Annotated in this window: 13 protein-coding genes; 6 read left to right on the top strand and 7 right to left on the bottom strand. The window is 73.8% G+C overall.

The window, feature by feature from the left end:
- Positions 1-8: 8 nt before the first annotated feature.
- From O7598_RS19550 to wecB, 3 genes are read right to left on the bottom strand one after another with little or no spacing between them, the layout of a single operon-like run.
- Entirely contained in the window at positions 9-2,135 is a 2,127-nt protein-coding gene (locus O7598_RS19550; protein WP_269692766.1) for a glycosyltransferase, read from the bottom strand.
- Positions 2,132-3,604, bottom strand: coding sequence for a glycosyltransferase (locus tag O7598_RS19545; protein WP_269692765.1), 1,473 nt, complete (start codon positions 3,602-3,604; stop codon positions 2,132-2,134). The genes O7598_RS19550 and O7598_RS19545 overlap by 4 nt, the downstream gene beginning before the upstream one ends.
- Positions 3,605-3,645: 41 nt before the next feature.
- Positions 3,646-4,728: a non-hydrolyzing UDP-N-acetylglucosamine 2-epimerase gene (wecB, locus tag O7598_RS19540; protein ID WP_269692764.1), complete on the bottom strand. Its 1,083-nt coding sequence runs from the start codon at positions 4,726-4,728 to the stop codon at positions 3,646-3,648.
- Between the two features lie 218 nt (positions 4,729-4,946).
- Between wecB and O7598_RS19535 the strand changes: the two genes are divergently transcribed.
- Positions 4,947-6,842 carry a hypothetical protein gene (locus O7598_RS19535; RefSeq protein ID WP_269692763.1) on the top strand — a complete coding sequence of 632 codons (1,896 nt, stop codon included), beginning with the start codon at positions 4,947-4,949 and terminating at the stop codon, positions 6,840-6,842.
- Between the two features lie 13 nt (positions 6,843-6,855).
- Here the strand turns inward: O7598_RS19535 and O7598_RS19530 are convergent, their stop codons facing one another.
- Complete coding sequence (locus tag O7598_RS19530) at positions 6,856-8,058, bottom strand: hypothetical protein (RefSeq protein ID WP_269692762.1); 1,203 nt, start codon at positions 8,056-8,058, stop codon at positions 6,856-6,858.
- A gap of 300 nt (positions 8,059-8,358) precedes the next feature.
- On the opposite strand from O7598_RS19530, the gene O7598_RS19525 reads away from it, so the two are divergent.
- The 3 genes from O7598_RS19525 to O7598_RS19515 all read left to right on the top strand — a co-directional run bounded on the left by O7598_RS19525 (position 8,359) and on the right by O7598_RS19515 (position 13,154).
- A complete protein-coding gene (locus O7598_RS19525) occupies positions 8,359-9,927 on the top strand; it encodes a glycosyltransferase (protein WP_269692761.1) in 1,569 nt (522 codons plus the stop codon).
- A gap of 3 nt (positions 9,928-9,930) precedes the next feature.
- Positions 9,931-11,214, top strand: coding sequence for a nucleotide sugar dehydrogenase (locus tag O7598_RS19520; RefSeq protein ID WP_091071699.1), 1,284 nt, complete (start codon positions 9,931-9,933; stop codon positions 11,212-11,214).
- Between the two features lie 191 nt (positions 11,215-11,405).
- Positions 11,406-13,154: a CDP-glycerol glycerophosphotransferase family protein gene (locus O7598_RS19515; RefSeq protein ID WP_269692760.1), complete on the top strand. Its 1,749-nt coding sequence runs from the start codon at positions 11,406-11,408 to the stop codon at positions 13,152-13,154.
- A 60-nt stretch (positions 13,155-13,214) separates the two neighbouring features.
- Here the strand turns inward: O7598_RS19515 and O7598_RS19510 are convergent, their stop codons facing one another.
- Together O7598_RS19510 and O7598_RS19505 are read right to left on the bottom strand one after the other, a co-directional pair.
- Positions 13,215-13,757, bottom strand: coding sequence for an acyltransferase (locus tag O7598_RS19510; RefSeq protein WP_269692759.1), 543 nt, complete (start codon positions 13,755-13,757; stop codon positions 13,215-13,217).
- Between the two features lie 67 nt (positions 13,758-13,824).
- On the bottom strand, positions 13,825-14,163 hold the full coding sequence (locus tag O7598_RS19505) for a DUF952 domain-containing protein (protein ID WP_269692758.1): 339 nt from the start codon (positions 14,161-14,163) through the stop codon (positions 13,825-13,827).
- A gap of 84 nt (positions 14,164-14,247) precedes the next feature.
- On the opposite strand from O7598_RS19505, the gene O7598_RS19500 reads away from it, so the two are divergent.
- Together O7598_RS19500 and O7598_RS19495 are read left to right on the top strand one after the other, a co-directional pair.
- Positions 14,248-14,904 (top strand): response regulator transcription factor, encoded by a 657-nt coding sequence (locus O7598_RS19500; protein ID WP_269692757.1) that lies wholly within the window; start codon positions 14,248-14,250, stop codon positions 14,902-14,904.
- Between the two features lie 10 nt (positions 14,905-14,914).
- The gene (locus O7598_RS19495) at positions 14,915-16,360 is read left to right on the top strand and encodes a sensor histidine kinase (protein WP_269692756.1); all 1,446 of its coding nucleotides are present in this window, start codon (positions 14,915-14,917) and stop codon (positions 16,358-16,360) included.
- Positions 16,361-16,366: 6 nt separating this feature from the next.
- On the opposite strand, the gene O7598_RS19490 is transcribed toward O7598_RS19495, so the two are convergent.
- Complete coding sequence (locus O7598_RS19490) at positions 16,367-17,320, bottom strand: TAXI family TRAP transporter solute-binding subunit (protein ID WP_269692755.1); 954 nt, start codon at positions 17,318-17,320, stop codon at positions 16,367-16,369.
- Positions 17,321-17,375 lie beyond the last annotated feature (55 nt).

Below are 17,375 nucleotides of genomic sequence, written 5' to 3'. Positions count from 1 at the left end.
TCGTACGGTCAGGACTCCAGCAGGAGCCGGTCGAAGTGGTGCTGCACGACCGACCAGTCCCACTCGCGCAGCGCGTACGCCGACGCGTCGCGACCGGCGGCCCGCCAGGCCTCCTCGGTGCCGGTGGTCGCCAGGATCCGCTCCACCGCCTCCTCCGGACTGCCGATGACCCAGCCGTCCGGGTAGAGCGTGCGGGCGCTGTTCGGCCGCCCGGCGAAGAACGGCCAGTCGCGCACCACCGGGACGGCGCCGCTCGCCGCGCCCTCCATCAGGCCGCAGTGGCAGCCCTCGCGCACTGACGAGCTGATGATGACGCCGATGTCGCTGAGCATCTTCGGCACCTCGTTGGTCGGCCCGAGCCGGCGCACCGCGCCGTCCGCCTCGAACTCCCGCACGTCGCGGTTGAACGCCTCCAGGTAGTCCCGGCTGGCCACGCTCACGTTGGGGTTCATGTCGCCGCCCACCAGCAGCAGCCGGTAACGCTCGTCGCGCTTGCGCAGCAGCCGCAGCACCTCGATCGCCCAGCGCGGGTCCTTGGCGACCTGGCTGATGCCCACCATGCCGAGCTGGAAGCGGGCCTCCGCCGGCTTGTCGATCTGGAACCCGCGCAGGTCCATCGCGTTGTCCAGCACGTGCATGCGCGGCCCGTCCGGACCCTTGAGGTAGGGCACCAGGGTGGTGGTGAGGTCCCGGATGTGGTCGGCCACGAAGACCAGGTCGTCGATCCGGGAGAAGTCCACCATGTAGGGCCAGCGCGACAACGCCTCGTAGCTGTGCAGGCGGACGATGATCCGGGTGGTGCCCGGGTCCACCATGGTGAACAACGCCGCCGGCGCCACGCACCAGTCCACGAAGACGGTGTCCGCCCAGTCGAGGTACGGGCGCAGCCGCTCCTCGGCCTTGTCGCCGTAGGCCGTGGAGTCGGCCGACAGGCGGTGCTCCAGCATCGGCTTCGACGCCCAGGTCACGCTCTTGAGCGCGGCGTTCGCCGCCAGGTCGACGAAGCGGACCTCCACGCCCGGGTGGGCGTCGTAGTAGGACCGGATCAGCTTCAGGAAGTTGTCGTTGGCGCTGGTGGCGATCAGCAGCCGCAGCGGCCGGTCGGTCGGCGGCGGCGCCGCCGGCTGGAGCCGGCCCCGCGGACTCGCCACCGTGGTCGCCGCCAGCGAGCGGCGGAACGGCGCGATGAAGCCCTCCGGGTCCTCGGCCAGGGGCGAGGTGAGCTGATCGATGTGCAGCACCCGGTCGAAGGCCAGCGTCATGGCCCGGTTCAGCAGGTCCGCGGCGGCGACGTTCTCGTCCGCGCGGTGCCGCTGGTCCGCCACCTTCAGCAGGGCCTCGACCGCGCCGTCCAGGTCGCGCGGCGGCACGCCGGCCTTGAGCTCCCGGCTCGCCGCCTCGCCGAGCATCCGGGCCCGCGCGGCCGGCTTGCGGAGCTTGCTCGCCGTGGCGGTGAGGACCATGGCCTCACCGTCGGGCCGGTCCGCCCAGGCCATGCCCTTGGCGACCTGCCGGGCGACCTTGGTGCGCACCGAATCCGGCATCTTCGGCGCCTTCAGGGCGGTCAGCCAGAGCTGGGTGCCGGCCTTGCTGCGCATGATCGGCCGGGCGGTGACCGCGTTCACCGCGGCCCGCGGCGCGCCGCTGATCAGCCGGTTGACGCTCTGCCGCACCAGCGCGGTGGAGGGGATGCCGTTGGCCAGGCGCTGGAGCGGGCCGGCGCCGTGGCGGGCCTTGCGGTCGGTCAGCGCCTGCACCGCGGCCTGGATGCCGTAGCGGGCGTCGGCGGACCGGTTGCGCTGGGCGAACCGCCACACCGTGTAGACCGCGTGCGCGTCGAGGGCGACCAGGACGTCAGCCGTGCGGGCCTGCTCCCGCGCCCAGGGCTCGCGCCGGATCCGGCTCCACACCCGTTCCCCGGGGACCTGCCGGGCCAGGGCGCGCGTCGGCGAGTCCTTCGCGATGTCCGTCGGCAGCGCGCACACCCCGTCGAGGCGGAGGTCCTCCGCCATCTCGTCCTGGTTGAGGGCACCGACCAGGTAGACCTGTGCGCCGGTCTCGCGCAGCCGCTGCACCGCCGTGCTGAGAATTCCCGCCTGCGGGGACACCCCCGTCACCAGCAACACGTTGCTCATGCGCGCACCCCACCGGATCGTTCGTCCTGCTCCATCGTCGAGCTTGCCGCCGAGGGCTGCACCACCGCGCCGTTGACCGGCAGGTCGTGCGGTTCCGCCAGGGCGTGCGCCGCCAACTGCGCGACCGCGTTCCGCATCAGGATCTCCCGGGTGAACGGGTCGGCGTGGTGCCGGACCCCGTCGCGCTGCTCCTCGGTGGCCTCCACGACCATCCGGGCGGCCGCCCGGAAGCTCTCCACCAGGCGCAGCTCGTCCAGGCCGCAGGCGCCGGTCCACAGCGGGTGGCCGTCGAGAACGCGGGAGGCGTCGTGGTCGACCTCGTGCACCGAGACGATCGGCAGGCCGGTGGCCATGTACTCGTACACCTTGCCGGAGGTGACGTACCGGCCGCCGATGAGGATCAGCACGAGGGCGTCCCAGCCGCCGTACGTCTCGGCGACCTCCGCCTTGCGCACCGGGCCGCCGAAGGAGACGCCGTCGGCCGCCGCCTCGCGGATCAGCTCGGTCAGCCCGTTCGCCTCCCGGTTCGCGCCGGCGCCGATGTGCCCGCGGATCTCGAACCGGGCGTTGCGCAGCAGTGGCTCCTGCTTGCGCGCCTCGCGCCACGCGTCGAGCACCACGCCGAGCTGGTGGGTGGTGTAGTTGACGGTGCCCAGGTAGCCGAAGGTCAGACCGGCCTCCGGGTCGGGCTCGCGCGGACGGATCGCCGGGACACTGTCCCGGTCGTAGCCGTTGCGGACCACGTGCACCCGGTCCGCCACGTGCGGGTAACGCGCCCGGTAGTGGTCGGCGATCGGGTCGTTGACCACCCAGAGCGACTGGCAGTGGTCGAGGATCCGGCGCTCCCAGAGCCCCGCCTCGGAGTCGGGGGTGAAGGCCTGACCGCCGTTGACCACGTCGATCGACCAGCCGTCGCGGAAGTCCACCGCGTACGGCACGCCGTGCAGCTCCCACAGCTTCCAGGCCGCGGCCAGGTTCACGTAGGGCACGCAGCTGGCCAGCAGCAGGTCGGCCGGGTGCTGGCGGTGCACGTCGAGGACCGCCCGCTCCAGCGCGCCGCGCCAGCTGCCGAAGACCGGCTCCGGGAAGATCCGCTTCTCCCGCTTGCGCAGGTTGGTCAGCCACTTGGCCGGGCGCAGCGCGCGCTCCTCGCTGAACTGGCGGATGTCCGTCTCGAGGTCTTCGCGGGCCAGCGGCAGCTCGACCACCTTGATCTCGGGGTCGACCTGGTCCAGGAGGCTGTAGTCGAGGCCGGAGTCCCGCTCCCAGGAGGCGGCCGTGATCGTCACCACCGTGACGTCCCAGCCGATGCGGCGGAACTGGTTGGCCGTCTCGCGCATCCGGTAGGCGCAGCTCTTGGCCGCCGGCGGGAAGCCGATGGCCAGGTAGATGAGGTGCGGACGACGACCGCGGCCGGCCGCGGGGCGGCCGTTCGCGGCGGAGTGCGACGTGTCTAGGGATGGCGTCATGGTCGGGCGAACACCCCGGGTCTCTCGGTCGGCGGGCAGGGTCACTTCGCGGCGAGGGTCTCGACGACCCGCTGGGCCGCCCGGCCGTCGCCGTACGGCGTGCCCTGGGCGGCGGTGGGCGCCGGTCGGGTGGCGATGTCGATCCATTCGGCGCGGGAGTGGGCGGACGGATCCGGCACCAGGCGGTTCCAGTCGTCGGCCAGGGTCTCGACCCACTCGGTCTCCGGCCGCAGCGTGGTGCACGGCCGGGAGAGGAGGTAGGCCTCCTTCTGCAGACCGCCGGAGTCGGTCACCACACCGGCCGACCCGAGCACCGCGGCCACCATGCCGGCGTACGGCAGCGGGCGGCCGACGTGCACGGCGCCGCGGCCCAGCTTCAGCCCGTGCTCCTCGGCCTTGGCGACCAGCCGCGGGTGCGCCAGCAGCGCCACCGGCACGGGCAGGTCGGCCAGGCCGTCGAGCAGGGCGGCCAGCCGCGCGCGGGAGTCGGTGTTCTCCGCCCGGTGCAGCGTGGCCAGGAGGTACGGCTCGTCGGCGCGGATCCCCTCCGGCAGTGCCGGCGCGGGGTGCCGGCCGGCCAGGACGGCGTCCCGGACACCGAGGCACACGTCGACCATCACGTCGCCGACCATGACGGACCGGGCGGCGAGCCCTTCGGCGGACAGGTGTCGCATCGCCTCGTCGGAGGGCGCGAGCAGCAGGTCCGCCGCGTGGTCGGTGAGGATGCGGTTGTGCCCCTCCGGCATCATCCGGTTGAACGAGCGCAGGCCCGCCTCCAGGTGGGCGACCGGCAGGTGCAGCTTGACCGCGGAGACCGCGCCGGCGAGCGTCGAGTTGGTGTCGCCGTAGACCAGCACCCAGTCGGGCTTCTCGGCCTCGAAGACCGGGTCCAGCGCGGCGAGGGCCTTGCCCGTCTGTACGCCGTGCGAGCCGGAGCCGATACCGAGGTGGATGTCCGGGTCGGGGATGCCGAGACCGGAGAAGAACACGTCGGAGAGGTCCGCGTCGTAGTGCTGGCCGGTGTGCACGATCCGGTGCTCGTGCTCGGTGGCGGCGAACGCGGCGGCGATGGGAGCGAGCTTGATCAGCTGAGGGCGTGCCCCGACGACGCTGATGACCTTCACCTGTAGAACTCCTCGTGTGATCTCGTGAAAGGCAGCTGCGCGTCGGCAGGCGCTGTCCCTTGAGTCAGAGACGAATTCTGCCTCAGCCGGACGTGACCGCCAAATTCCCGCACCGTGCGCGAGGCAACCGTCAACCACATGTCGCCTGGCCGTCACCTTCGCGCCGTCCGCCCGGTGTCGCGCCGTCCGCCGCCGGTCGACCCGTAGGATTCGCCGGTGTGACGACGGCGCATCCCACCGGCAAGCCCACGAGCAGCCCGCCCGCCGACCCGCCGGAGGCCGTGGTCGGGAGCGGCGACGCATCGAGCGTACCGCCGGCCCCGCAGGTCCCGCGGACCCCGGCGGTCACCGCGGACCCGCGGACCACCGCCGCCCCGGGCCGCCGATGGTCCGGGCGCCGCCTGGTCGACCTGATCGTCGGCGTGGCGTTCCTGGCGGGCGCCCTCTGGGTCACCGGGCGGGGCTGGCTCGACGTCGACGGGCGGCTGCTCGGCAGCCGGCCGGACGACCAGGGGTTCAACGAGTGGATGCTGGCGTACGCCGCGCACGCGGTGACCAACCTGGAGAACCCGTTCTTCACCACCCTGCAGAACGCGCCGGACGGCGTGAACCTCATGTCGAACGTGGGCATGCAGCTGCCGGGCATCCTGTTGACCCCGGTCACCCTGCTCGGCGGCGCGCCGCTGTCCTACCTCCTGCTGATCACGCTGAACCTGGCCGGCACCGCCTTCGCCTGGTACTGGGTGCTCGACCGGCACCTGACCGGCAACCGGGCCGCCGCCGTGGTCGGCGGACTGTTCTGCGGGTTCGCCCCGGCGATGGTGACCCACTCCAACGGGCATCCGCACATCACCGCGCAGTGGCTGGTGCCGTTCCTGGTGTGGCGGATCGTCCGGATGACCCGGTCGGTCGCGCCGGTGCGGGACGGCCTGATCCTGGGGGCGCTGGTCGCGGCCCAGTTCTTCATCTCCGTCGAGATCCTCTTCCTGGTCGCGCTCGGCGCGCTGATGGCCACGGTGGCGCACCTGGCGCTGCGGCCGAGGGAGACCGTCCGGCTGGCCCCGCGGGCGCTCGGCGCGCTGGCGGTGGCCGGTGGGCTGGTGCTGCTGGTCACCGCCTACCCGCTGTGGATGCAGTTCGCCGGCCCGCAGCACCGGATCGGGCACCCGGGTGACCCGGACGTCTACACGCTGCGGGTGCGTTCGTTCGTGGCCTACGCGACGGAGTCGATCGGTGGAGGGCCGGAGAGCGCGCAGGGACTGGCGCCGAACACCACCGAGCAGGCCAGCTTCTTCGGTTGGCCGGTGGTCGTGCTGGTGGCGGCGGCGGTCCTCGGGCTCCGCCGGGAGTTGGCCGTCCGGGTACTGGCCCTGGTGGCGCTGGTCTCCGGCGTGTTCTCGCTCGGCTCGACGCTGAGCTGGGGGCCGGAGAAGAGCGACGTGCCCGCGCCGTTCGCGCTCCTGCACGACCTGCCGATCGTGGACGCCATGGTGATCGCCCGGTTCGCGCTGATCACCACCGTCGCGCTCGGCTTGCTGCTGGCCCTCGCCGTGGCCCGGCTCGACGGCCTGGCGGCGCGGACCCCCCGGGTGGCCGCGCCGCTGCGGCTGCTGACCGCGGCGGCGCTCGTCGGCGCGCTGCTGCCGATGCTGCCGACGCCGTTGCCGGCGAAGGGCCGGGTGCCGGTGCCCGCGTTCGTCACGTCCGGCGAGTGGCGTGGGTACGTCGCCGACGGGCGGACGCTGGTCCCCGTGCCGGTGCACAACATGACCTCGATCAACTGGGGCTCCGCGGCGCTGACCGGCTTCGCCGTGCCGCAGGGCTACTTCCTCGGCCCGACCTCGCCGACCGACGACACCGGTCGCTGGGGCACCCCGCCCCGCCCGACCGCGCTGCTGCTCACCGCGATCGGCGCGGGCACCCGGCCGCCGACGGTCAGCGCCGCGGAGCGCGACCAGGCGCTGGCGGACGTGCGCTGGTGGCGGGCGGACGCGGTGGTGCTGCCCCGGCACGCGCACGAGGCCGAGCTGAAGGCGTTCCTGGACGCCTGCTTCGGGCCGGGGCGGCGGGTGCGCGACGTGTGGCTGTGGGACGTGCGGCCGGTCACCCGCTGAGCGGCGGCGCCGGTCAGGGCGAGGACGGCCAGACCAGCAGCAGGTAGCCACCGAAGTAGGCCGAGGCGGTGATCATCCCGACCAGGATGATCACCGCCCGCGCGGTGCGGGCGGTGGCGATCGCCCGGGCCACGGGCAGCAGCAGCGCGAACGCCGGCACCAGGAAGCGGGCCTTGGAGTTGAAGTACCCGGAGGCGCCGATCGTGGTGATCAGCAACAGTCCGTTGTACGCCAGCAGCGGCCACGGCTGCCGGTCGACGACGCTCAGCGCCATCAGGACCAGGCTGGTCGCGAGCACCGCGACGATCAGGTAGAACTGGAGCTTGGCCGGCTGGTCCAGCGTCGTCCCGGTGAACTCCAGAGTCCCCGCGCCGCCGTCGAAGGTCGAGTGCCAGCCCTCCGTCTGGATCTGGAACCAGCCGTCCACCCGCCCGGTGCGCCAGCCCACCCAGCCGACATAGCCGAGCCAGCCCAGCGGCGCCAGCAGCAGGGCGACCGCCGGACGCCACGTGCCCTGCCGCCGCACCAGCGCGATCAGGGCGGCCAGCATCACCACCGGGATGAGCGCGGTCGCGGTCGGCCGGGTGGCGCCGGCGACCAGGCAGAGCGCCCCGGCGGTGAGCCAGCGGCCGGTCAGCACGGCGTACAGCGACCAGGCGGCCAGGGCCGTGAAGAGCGCCTCGGTGTACGCCATCGACTCGACGATCGCGTGCGGCAGCAGGCCCCAGACCACCGCGAGCAGCACCCCGGTGCGCCGGTCGTGCAGGTGGTTGCCGACCGCGAACAGCCCCCAGGCGGCAGCCAGCGAGGCCAGCCAGGCCAGCGCGATCGCCGTGCCGCGGAACTGGAACGGCGACAGCGGTTCGGCGAACCGGATCAGCAGCGGATAGAACGGGAAGAACGCCAGGTTGCTCTGGAGGGTCTCGGCCCGGTCGTACCCGTGCTCGGCGATGGCGAGGTACCAGCTGGCGTCGGCCCGGTTGCCGATCTGCTTGGGGAACGACGCGTCCCGGGCGTGTCCCCAGATCGCCAGCGTGACCAGCCCGACGGCGCGGACGGCGGCGTAGCCCACGAGCGCCGGCCAGGCGGCGAGCAGCGCACGCGTGAGCCGTCGCGCCCGGGTGCCGCCGCCCGGCGACCCGGTCGCCCGCGCGTCGTGCCCCCCGGATCCGGCCCCGTCGGTGGCCCCGTCCCTACCGATTGCCGATTCCGTCACCAACGTGCGCCCCTCGCAGGTGTTCCAGCCCGGGTGACACTAGCAAGCAGGCCGGTCGTGCCCGCGCCCGCGCACGCACGCCGACCGGCCACTTCCGGCTCGCCGGGGCGCCCGCCGGATGCCCCCGGGCGTCCACCGTCGTGCCGTACACTCGCGGAGGTTCCGTCCGGTGCCGCGGCCGTGCGGCGCGGACGGCGCAGGCGAGGTCGCTCTCAGCGCGTCGAGGATCGTCGACGCGTGCGCCCGTTGCCGGCGGCGGATCCCCGCCCCCCAGCGAACACGGCGATGGAGAAGGATCAGATGAGCACGCCGGACGTCAGCGTCATCGTCGCCGTCTACAACACGATGCCCTACCTGACCGCCTGCCTGGACTCGCTGGTCGGTCAGAGCATCGGTCGGGACCGGCTGGAGGTGGTCGCCGTCGACGACGGCTCCACCGACGGCAGCGGCGCCGAGCTGGACCGCTACGCCGAGCGCTACCCGGGCACGGTCCGGGTGCTGCACCAGGCCAATTCCGGCGGTCCCGCCGCGCCGAGCAACGTGGCGCTGGACCACGCCCGCGGTCGCTACGTCTTCTTCATCGGCTCGGACGACCACCTCGGGCCGGAGGCCCTGGCGCGCCTCGTCGACGCGGCCGACCGGTGGGACTCCGACGTGGTGCTCGGCCGGATGGTCGGCACCAACAAGCGGTACGTGCACCAGGCCGTCTACGCCACCACCCAGGAGCGGCTCGACCTGTTCGACAGCGCGCTGCCGTGGTCGCTGTCGAACACCAAGCTGTTCCGGCGGGACCTGATCGAGCGGCACGGCCTGCGCTTCCGCACCGACATGCCGATGGGCAGCGACCAGCCGTTCACGCTGGAGGCCTGCTTCCGGGCGAAGAAGGTCTCGGTCCTCGGCGACTACGACTACTACTTCGCGGTCAAGCGGGAGAACGCCCAGAACATCACCTACGCCAGCCGGTTCGAGGAGCGGCTGCGCTGCGCCGAGGAACTCGTCGGGTTCGTCGCCGGCCTGATCGAGCCGGGGCCCCGCCGGGACGCGGTGCTGGTCCGCCACTTCACCTGGGAGGTGGCGAAGCTGCTGCGGGCGGAGTTCCTCGCCCTCGCGCCCGACGTGCAGCAGCACGTCCACGACCGGGTCCGCAAGCTGGCGGAGGCGTACCTGACCGAGGGTGTGCTCGCCCGGATGGCGCCCGCGGAGCGGCTGCGGCTGGCGGTGGCGCGCGACGGCGGGCTCGACGCGGTGCGCGAGCTGATCGGGCAGCAGGCGGACAAGACGCTCCCCGAGGTCACGATCGCCGACGGCCGCTGGTACGCCCACCACGTCGGCTTCCGTGATCCCGCCTTCGGCTACCCGGACGACTGGTACGACGTCACCGACCGGGCCGCGACCCTGCTGGCCAAGCTGACCGCGACCGGGCTGGCCTGGGGGCGGGACGGCGCCGGCGCCCGTGCCCTGGTGATCACCGCGCAGAGCCGCCGGGCCGAGCTGGCCGAGCTGAGCGCCGAGGCCCTGCGGGTCAGCGTGGGCGACCTGACGGGAGTCACGTCGATGACGCCGGGCGGTCCCGGTACCGTCGTACGAACGGACTTCGCGGTGGACCGGCTGCTGGCGGTCGTGGCGCCGAACGGGGAGCGGCGTACCGTGCGTGCCGAGGTGTCGACCCTGGGCGGGATCGGTTCGGCGCCGCTGCGCACCGACCGTCCGGTCGCCGCGCCCCGGCGGCTGGCCCGGCGTGGCGTCCGGCTGCACCTCGTCACGCCCACCACGAACCACAAGGGCCAGGTGATCGTCGCGATCACGCCGGTGACCCCCGGTCGGTTCCTTGCCCGCCTGCGCCGAATCTGGCCCTCTGGAGGAAAGTAGTTCATGAACATCTGCGTCGTCGCGCTCGGAAAGATCGGCCTGCCGCTCGCCGTGCAGTTCGCCTCGAAGGGGCACCGGGTGCTCGGTGCCGACGTCTCCGAGCGGGTCGTCCAGCTGGTCAACGACGGTGCCGTGCCCTTCCCGGGCGAGGCCGACCTGGACGTCAAGCTGAAGGAGGCGGTGGCCGCCGGGCTGCTGTCGGCCACCACCGACACCGCCGCCGCGGTCGCCGAGTCGGAGGCCGTCGTCGTCGTCGTGCCGCTGTTCGTGGACGCCGAGGGCGTGCCGGACTTCGGCTGGATGGACGACGCCACCCGGGCCATCGCCCGTGGCCTCAAGCCGGGCACCCTGGTCAGCTACGAGACCACGCTGCCGGTCGGCACCACCCGCAGCCGCTGGGCGTCGATGCTGTCCGAGGGCTCCGGTCTCACCGCGGGCACCGACTTCCACCTGGTGTTCAGCCCTGAGCGGGTGCTCACCGGCCGGGTCTTCGCCGACCTGCGCCGCTACCCGAAGCTGGTCGGCGGCATCGACGAGGCGTCCGCCGCGCACGGCGTGCGGTTCTACGAGGCGGTGCTCGACTTCGACGAGCGGCCCGACCTGGACCGGCCCAACGGCGTGTGGGACCTCGGCTCGGCGGAGGCGTCCGAGCTGGCCAAGCTCGCCGAGACGACCTACCGGGACGTCAACATCGGCCTGGCGAACCAGTTCGCCCGCTTCGCCGACACCGTCGGCGTCGACGTCACCAAGGTCATCGAGGCGTGCAACACCCAGCCGTACAGCCACATCCACTCGCCGGGCATCGCGGTCGGCGGACACTGCATCCCGATCTACCCGCGGATGTACCTGTGGAACGACCCGGCGGCTACCGTGGTCCGCTCGGCCCGTGAGGCCAACGCGGCGATGCCGGACTACGCGGTCGACCTGCTCGCCGCCGCGTACGGCGACCTGACCGGCGTGGGCGTGCTGGTTCTGGGTGCCGCCTACCGGGGTGGCGTCAAGGAGACCGCCTTCTCGGGTGTCTTCCCGACCGTCGAGGCGCTGCGCCGGCGGGGCGCCACACCGTACGTCTCCGACCCGATGTACTCCAACGAGGAACTGGCCGCGCACGGCCTGCCCGGCTACGACGGCGAGCCGCTCGGCGCCGCGGTGATCCAGGCCGACCACGCGGAATACCGCAACCTGACCCCGGCTGACCTGCCGGGCGTGACGGTGCTGGTCGACGGCCGGCGGGTCACCGACCCGGCCCGCTGGGCGGGCGTTCGCCGGGTGGTCATCGGCGGCTGAGTCCGGTACGCCCGGTGGGCCCCGGCCGTCTCGGCCGGGGCCCACCGCGCGTTGTGCCGGGGGACGAAGGCCGTCGTCTGTTGTTCACCCACCGGACACCCCGGTAATACTTGCGTCACTTGGCCCGTTTAGGGTCGCAGCCGTCCGGATCGGGCCTCTCCGACACCGGCGGGCAGACAGGGAGCGTGTCGTTGTTCAGCAGAGTACGCAGCCAGCAGGGCCTCGCCGCGGTCGCCGCGACGTTCCTCGGGTACGGCGTCATGATCCTCGCCGGGGCCTTCGGCCTGGTGATCCCGTACGCGATCGCCGCGGTCGTCGTCCTCGGCGGTGAACTGGCACTGGCCACCCGGTACGCCGCCACCGCCGAGCTCGTCGCCAAGGCCGGTGTCGGCCTGACGTTCCGGCGGCTGGTCCGGGACCTGTCGGTGGCGCTGCTGGTGATCGCCGCGGTCCGTCCCGGCGTGCTCGGCACGGTCGCGGTGCTGCTGCTGCCCGCCGCGCTCTGGACCGTGGCCGTCGGCACCACCGCGGTCACCAAGTCGATCGAGGGCCGGGTCGACCCGCCGGCGTACACCCGCAACATCGACCTCGGCGCGCTGCGCCGGGTCCCGGCCCCGCCGGTGTGGGCGCGGCGGCTGGCCGGGCTGCGGCTGCCGCTGCTCAACGTGCTGCTGGTGCCGGCGGCCGTGGTGGCCGCCGCGGTGGACCGGGTCGCCCCGGTGGTGGTCACCGGCGCGGTGACACTGGTCGCCGGCCTGGCCACCGCCGCGGTGCTGGCCCTCGCCCTGCTGCGCGGCCGGGGTGCGACCCCCGGCGTGCTGCCCGCCGTGCACGACTGGCTGGCCCGGGAGAAGCCCGAGGTGGCCCTCTACTTCGCCGGCCCGGCCAAGGACGTCTACCAGGCCAACATGTGGCTGGCGCCGATGGAGGCGACCGGCCGGCGCGCGGTGGTCCTGGTGCGGGCCGCGGACGCGTTCCACCAGCTGGCCGACACCCGGCTGCCGGTGATCTGCGTGCCGGCCGGGGTCGACTTCATGAACCTCGACCTCGGCTCGCTGCGGGTCGCCCTCTACGCGGCGAACGTCGGCGCCAACATCCACCTGCTGCGCGAGCCGGGCGTGAAGCACGTCTTCGTCGGGCACGGCGACAGCGACAAGGCCGCCAGCGTCAACCCCTACAGCAAGGTGTACGACGAGGTGTGGGTGGCCGGTCCGGCCGGCCGGGAGCGGTACGCCCGGGCCGGGGTCGGGGTGCTGGACCGGGACATCGTGGAGGTGGGCCGCCCGCAGCTCGCCGGCGTGCACACCTTCGGCTCGGGTGCCGCCGACCACCTGTTCACCGTGCTCTACGCCCCCACCTGGGAGGGCTGGCTGGACGACGACCCCTACCACACCTCGCTGACGCTGATGGGGGAGCGGATCGTGTCCGGGCTGCTGTCCGCCGGGAACCTGCGGGTGATCTACAAGCCGCACCCGCTGACCGGCACCCGCTCGCCGAAGGCGAAGGCGGCGCACGAGCGCGTCGTGGCCCGCATCCGCGCGGCCGGCGGCGACACCGACCCCGGCTCGCTCGACGGCACCGCGCACCTGGTCGTCACCGGCCGCACGCCGTCGCTGTTCGACTGCTTCAACGTCACCGACCTGCTGGTCAGCGACGTGTCCAGCGTGGTCTCCGACTTCGTGCAGAGCGAGCGGCCGTACGTGGTGGCCAACCCGGCCGGGCTGCCCGAGGACGAGTTCCGCCGGCAGTTCCCGACGGCCCGCGCGGCGTACCTGCTCTCCGCGGACGGCGGCGAGCTGGCCAAGATCCTCGCGGTGGCCCGGGCCGGGGACGACCCGATGGCCGAGGCGCGGCGGGAGCTGAAGGAATACCTGCTCGGCCCGGCCGGGTCCAACCCGATGGACCGGTTCCGCGACGAGATCGGCCGGCTCTGCGGCTGACCGGCACGCCGACGTGCAACGGGGGTGACGACCGGACCGGTCGTCACCCCCTCGCGTCGTTCAGCCCTGGTGCGGCGGGTTGTCGACGTCCCGGGAGACGACCTCACCCTTCTCGTCGACCCAGCCCTTCGGCCGGGCCGGGTTGCCGGCCACCAGCTGGTAGGGCTTGACGTCCCGGGTCACCACCGAGCCGGCGGCGATCATCGCGTACTCGCCGACCTCGATACCGCACACCAGCGTGGCGTTGGCGCCGATCGAGGCGCCCCGGCGGACCAGGGTCGGGGTGATCGTCCAGTCCGGATTCTGCGCGCGCGGCCGGAAGTCGTTGGTGAACACCGCGCACGGGCCGACGAAGACCTCGTCCTCGATGGTCACGCCCTGGTAGACCGAGACGTTGTTCTGGATCTTCACGAGGTCGCCCACGGTGACGCCGGCGTCGACGTAGACGTTGCGGCCGATCACGCAGCCGGTGCCGACCTGGGCGCTCGACCGGATGTGCGCCAGGTGCCAGACCTTGGTGCCGTCGCCTACCTGGGCGCCGGACTCCACGTCGGCCGTCGGGTGGACGAAGACGGAGGCGGACCGGTCGTTGCTGTCAGTCATCTCAACTCGCATCGTGGCGGGGCGCGTCGCGCCGTCGGGCGGGGCTCGACGCAGCATAACGAGCACCTCAGGCGAGCAGTTCGGCCACCGCGTCGGCGGCCGGCCGGTCCGCCGGCAGCGGATGCGCCGCGACCACCGCGTCGACGGGCAGCGCGTCGTACAGGTGCGGGAAGAGCGCCCCGCCACGGGACTCCTCCCAGCGCAGCGCGTCGCCGACGCGCGTCTCGTCCACGGCGAGCAGGGTCAGGCCGGTGACCCCGGCGAAGTGCCGGCGCGCGGTCTCCACCACCTGGTCGGCGGCGGAGAGATGCAGGTAGCCGTCCTGCCGGTCCAGCGCGGAGCCGGCGAACCGCCCGTCCGCCCGGGCCTGCCGCCACTCGTCGTCGGCCAGAATCTTGTAGATCACCACCGCAGCCTAGAGCGGCCTCGCGTCCCGGCGGCGCGTCTGCCACCATTCCCAGGGCAACGGGTCGAGTGGACGGAGGCACGGGTGCGGATCCTCCTGGTCGAGGACGACCGTCGGGTCGCCGCGGCGCTGTCGTCCGCGCTGACCCGCCGTGGCTACGAGGTGGAGCACGCCGCCACCGTCGCGGCCGCGCTCTCCGCCGCTCCCTGCGACCTGGTGCTGCTCGACCTGACCCTGCCCGACGGCGACGGCACCGACCTGTGCCGGGAACTGCGCCGGCGCAGCAGCCAACTCGGCATCATCGCGGTGACCGCCCGTGGCGAGGAACGTGACCGGGTGCTCGGCCTGCGGCTGGGCGCCGACGACTACGTGGTCAAGCCGTTCTCGATGGTGGAGTTGCAGGCCCGGATCGAGGCGGTGCTGCGTCGCGCGTCGCACACCGTCCCGGAACGCCACCTGATCGAGGCGGGCCCGGTCCGCATCGACGTGGGCGGCCGGACGGTCAGCGTGGCCGGCCGGGCGGTGACCCTGACCCGCAAGGAGTTCGACATCCTGCTCTCCCTGGCCCGCCAGCCGGGGGTGGCGGTGCCGCGGGACCGGATCCTGCTCGACGTCTGGGGCACCGTCTGGGCCGACCGGCACACCGTCGAGGTGCACGTCGGCTCGCTGCGCGGCAAGCTCGGCGACCCCACGCTGGTGGAGACCGTACGCGGGGTCGGCTACCGGCTCCGCGGCGCGTGAGGAGGCCCGGGTGCGCCGCCGGCTGGTGATCAGCTACCTGCTGCTGATGGTGCTCGTGCTGTTCGCGCTGGAAACCCCGCTGGCGGTCACGCTTGCCTCCCGGGAGACCGACCGGGTCCGCGCCGACCGGCTCGCCGACGCCACCCGCTTCGCCTCACTGGCCGGCCCGGCGCTGCGTGGCGGCAGCCCCGGCCCGCTGGGCGGGGAGCTGGCCGCCTACGACGACCTCTACCGCATCGGCGCGGCCGTGGTGGACCGCGACCGCCGCACGGTGGCCGCCTCGGCCCGGTGGGACGCGGGCGGGGGCACCGGGCCGGCGGTCGACACCGCGCTGTCCGGGCAGCAGTTCAGCGGCCCGGAGTCGGTCTGGCCCTGGGCGGACGGGCCGCTGGTGACCGCGGTGCCGATCAACGACGGCGGCGAGGTGCTCGGCGCGGTGGTCACCACCACGCCGGCCGGCCCGGTGCGCCGCACCGTCACCCTGTGGTGGCTGATGCTGGCCGGCATCGGCCTGCTCGCGGTGCTGGCCTGCGTCTCCACCGCGTTCGGGCTGGCCGGCTGGGTGCTGCGCCCGGTCACCGAGCTGGACGCGGCGACCCACGAGATCGCCGAGGGGCGCCGCACCGCCCGGGTCCGGCCCCGGCTCGGCCCGCCCGAGCTGCGCCGGCTGGCGACCAGCTTCAACGACATGGTCGACGCGGTCTCCGACGTGATGGACCGGCAGCGGGCCTTCGTCGCGCACGCCAGCCACCAGCTCCGCAACCCGTTGACCGCGCTGCGGCTGCGGGTGGAGGAGCTGGGGCCCAGCCTCACCGACCCGGACGGCCGGGCCGAGCACCGGCTGGCGCTGGAGGAGACCGACCGGCTGGCCCTCGTGCTCGACGCGCTGCTCACCCTGGCCCGGGCCGAACGGGAGGAGAACCAGCGGGTCACCGTGGACGCCGGCGCGGCGGCCGCGTCCCGGGTCGCGGCCTGGCTGCCGCTGGCCCGGCACCGGGCGGTCACGCTCCGGCTCGACGCGGGCGACGCGCCGGCGTACGCGCGGACCGTGCCGACCGCGATCGACCAGGCGCTCGACGCCCTGATCGACAACGCGGTCAAGTTCAGCGGCGCCGGGGGCGAGGTGACGGTGACCGTACGCCCCGACGACGGCGGGACGGAGCTGACCGTGCGGGACACCGGCCCCGGCATGACGGCCAGCCAGCTCGACCAGGCCACCGAGCGGTTCTGGCGGGCCCCGGACGCGCAGAACGTGGACGGCGCGGGGCTGGGGCTGACCATCGCCGCGGTGCTCGTCGACGCGTCCGACGGCCGGCTCACCATGCGCCAGGGCGAGCCGCGCGGGCTGGTCGCCGAGCTGTGGTTCCCGGCGCCGCCCGAGGAGCCGGCCGACCCGGCCGACCCGGCCGACCGGCCGGCCACGCCGGAGCGCCGCGACGAGCCGGTCGGCCGCTGACCCCGCTCAGGGCTTGGTGTCGCGGTACCACTGCGCCGCGCCCGGATGCAGCGGCAGCGGGGTGGTCACGATCGCCGACCGGGGGCTCATCCGACCGGCCGCCGGATGCGCCGCGGCCAGCTCCTCCCGCCGGTCCATCAGCAGCCGGGTCACGTCCCGCACCAGCGCGGTGGGCAGGTCGGCGTTGACGATCAGGTAGTTCGGGTTCGCCACCGTGCTCACCGGATCCGCCCGGTAGACCGAACGGGGAATGTCGCGGGTCACGTAGACCTGCCCGTACGCGCGCCGCAGCGGCTCGGTCCAGTCGCCCAGCTCGACCATCCGCACGGAGGTCCGCTGGGCCAGGTCCGCGACGCCCCGCACCGGCAGGCCACCCGAGAAGAAGAACGCGTCGATCCGGCCCTCGCGCAGGGCGGTCACCGAGTCGTCCAACCCCAGGTGCACCTGGCGGACCCGGGCACCGCCGAGCTGCGCCACCTCGAGCAGCCGGGTGGCGGTGACCTCGGTGCCGGAGCCGTCGGCGCCCACCGAGACCCGCCGGCCCCGCAGGTCGGCGAGCGTGCGCACCGGGCCGCCGGCGGTGGTCACCAGGTGCAGCAGGTCGTCGTAGACGCGGGCCACGGCGAGCACCCTCGGGTGCTCCGGCTCGCGGGGCGGAAGCACGTCGGCCTGGGTGAACCCCAGCTCCGCGTCCCCGCCGCCGACCAGCCGGACGTTCTGCGCGGACGCGGCGGTGACCAGCACCTCGGCCCGCACCCCGGGCAGCTCCCGGTTGAGCAGCGCGGCCAGCGACTGGCCGAAGGCGTGGTAGACGGCGGTCGGGCTGCCGGTGGCGATCCGGATCCGCACCGGCTCGGTGGGCTCGTCCCGGCAGCCGGCCACGCCGGTGACGAGCAGCAGCAGCAACACCAGCGGGGCCGCGGTCCGGCGCCGGCCGCGTGCAGACCAGGGTCGGCTCACGGGCTGCACTCTGCGCCGCGCACCTGCCGTTGCGCAAGCCCGCCCGCCGGGACGG

The sequence above is a fragment of the Micromonospora sp. WMMC241 genome (genome assembly GCF_027460165.1).
GTDB classification, from domain to species: Bacteria; Actinomycetota; Actinomycetes; order Mycobacteriales; family Micromonosporaceae; genus Micromonospora; species Micromonospora humi.
This window is presented reverse-complemented; position numbering and strand designations above follow the sequence as displayed.

What these genes read in the sequence shown, in the direction of transcription:
- O7598_RS19550 (WP_269692766.1), bottom strand. Translation starts at nt 2,135, where the DNA reads ATGAGCAACGTGTTGCTGGTGACGGGGGTGTCCCCGCAGGCGGGAATT.
- O7598_RS19545 (WP_269692765.1), bottom strand. Translation starts at nt 3,604, where the DNA reads ATGACGCCATCCCTAGACACGTCGCACTCCGCCGCGAACGGCCGCCCC.
- O7598_RS19525 (WP_269692761.1), top strand. Translation starts at nt 8,359, where the DNA reads ATGAGCACGCCGGACGTCAGCGTCATCGTCGCCGTCTACAACACGATG.
- O7598_RS19520 (WP_091071699.1), top strand. Translation starts at nt 9,931, where the DNA reads ATGAACATCTGCGTCGTCGCGCTCGGAAAGATCGGCCTGCCGCTCGCC.
- O7598_RS19510 (WP_269692759.1), bottom strand. Translation starts at nt 13,757, where the DNA reads ATGACTGACAGCAACGACCGGTCCGCCTCCGTCTTCGTCCACCCGACG.